This is a genomic window from Cyclobacterium sediminis (assembly GCF_054781075.1).
Window position 1 is genome coordinate 1 of record NZ_BAAGVC010000036.1, and the last position, 1,529, is coordinate 1,529.

A 1,529-nucleotide genomic window follows, 5' to 3' on the forward strand; every position below is an offset into this window, starting at 1 on the left:
GGTCTCGTCCTGAAAATGGTTGACACTTTTGTTTTTCAAATATAGTAAGTGTTTTAATTTTTAAGAAGTTTCATTTAACTTACAGTACCACGATAAAGCGGAGGCAAGCTCTGCTGAGGAGCAACTTGCCAAGGAATAGTCGTTTGGTCCGATAGCGTTGCTATTTTCAGACCGGGCCTTGACAGGTTCGGTCTTCTTTTTCCAATTATATTTCTTTCCAATAACGCGTTCGGTATCATGCCTTGTAAAACCTTTGTCATGTACTTGGTTAGGTGTTAGATTTCCTAAACTCTCGTGTGGTCTCATGTCATTATAGATTTTGATAATCTTAATGATGTATTTTTCCGAGTTGATATTTGTTTCTCCTGCAATATCCTCCAGCCACTCTTCCTTTAGGATTCCATTTACTCTTTCTGCTATGGCATTTTCATGTGGTGAAGCGGGCTTCGTCATACTTATCCAAACTTTCTTCTTTTTCAATAGATCGGTGTAATCATAACTGCAGTACTGTACCCCACGGTCCGAATGATGGACAAGGGAATAATGATTGATGTTTTTTTGAGACTGGAAAGCCATCTTCAGGGCCTCAAGTGCTGATTCAGCCTTCAGATCCAGAGAGAGATTCCAGCCCACTATTTTCTGGGAATAAGCATCCGTAATAAGATACAGATACATGACTTGCCCATTTAGTAAAAGGTAGGTAATATCGGAAACCCATAACTGGTTGGGCCTGTAGACAACCATATTTTCTACCAGGTTATGGTACTTCCTTAGCCAATGATGGCTTTGGGTAGTGAAAAACTTCCTTTTTCTTTTGGTTACTAATAACCCGTTCACTCGAAGTAAATCAAACAGTTTATCCCTGCCTATTTTGATTTTCATTCGTGTTAGGTCTTTCTGAATCAGAGGGTTTAACTTTCTCAACCCCCATCTGGATGTTTTGGCCTTCTTTCTAATCTTTAAAATAAGACTCAAGACCACCTCTTCCTCAAATGCCCCGCGGTAAATATAATTTAAAGCTTTATAGTAGCCCTGCCTGCTCTTGCCAAACAATTCACAAAGTTGGGCCAAACTTACTTTTGGTTCCTCTTCTCTGAGTCTTTGAACTGTTTGGCACCAGACTTTTTTTCAAGATCTAGACCATATTCTTCTTTGGCAATATCTACCATGATCTGGTATGCCCTGCCCTTTAAACGACTAAGCTTCAGCTCTTCTTCAAGTTGCCTGATACGGGCTTTTAACTCACTGTTGGAATCCTCTTTTATTGCCATGTTTTTTAAAATCGGGAGAGGATCTTTAGGAAGTCTTCTTTCAAAACCCGCAAAAATCCTCATCCATTCCAAGATAGCGGATTTGCTTTTAATTCCATAAATATGCCTTGCCTGTTCTTTGCTTAAAGTACCTGAAAGTACTTCCATAACTATTTTTCTCCTTGCATCTTCGGAGAACTTTTGTAATTCACTCATTTTGTCCGATTATAGGTTTACAATTTTTAATTAAATTGTGTCAACCTATTTCAGTACACGACC

At 38.9% G+C, this 1,529-nt stretch carries 2 protein-coding genes; both read right to left on the minus strand.

Annotated features, from left to right (window positions below):
• Nucleotides 1-60: 60 nt before the first annotated feature.
• Nucleotides 61-1,071, minus strand: coding sequence for an IS3 family transposase (locus ACYVHJ_RS19425; RefSeq protein ID WP_460518158.1), 1,011 nt, complete (start codon nucleotides 1,069-1,071; stop codon nucleotides 61-63).
• 2 nt (nucleotides 1,072-1,073) lie between these two features.
• Nucleotides 1,074-1,466 (minus strand): hypothetical protein, encoded by a 393-nt coding sequence (locus tag ACYVHJ_RS19430; protein ID WP_460518161.1) that lies wholly within the window; start codon nucleotides 1,464-1,466, stop codon nucleotides 1,074-1,076.
• Between the last annotated feature and the right edge of the window lie 63 nt (nucleotides 1,467-1,529).

Coding starts and splice junctions, on each gene's coding strand:
- ACYVHJ_RS19430 (WP_460518161.1), bottom strand. CDS start 1,466: ATGAGTGAATTACAAAAGTTCTCCGAAGATGCAAGGAGAAAAATAGTT.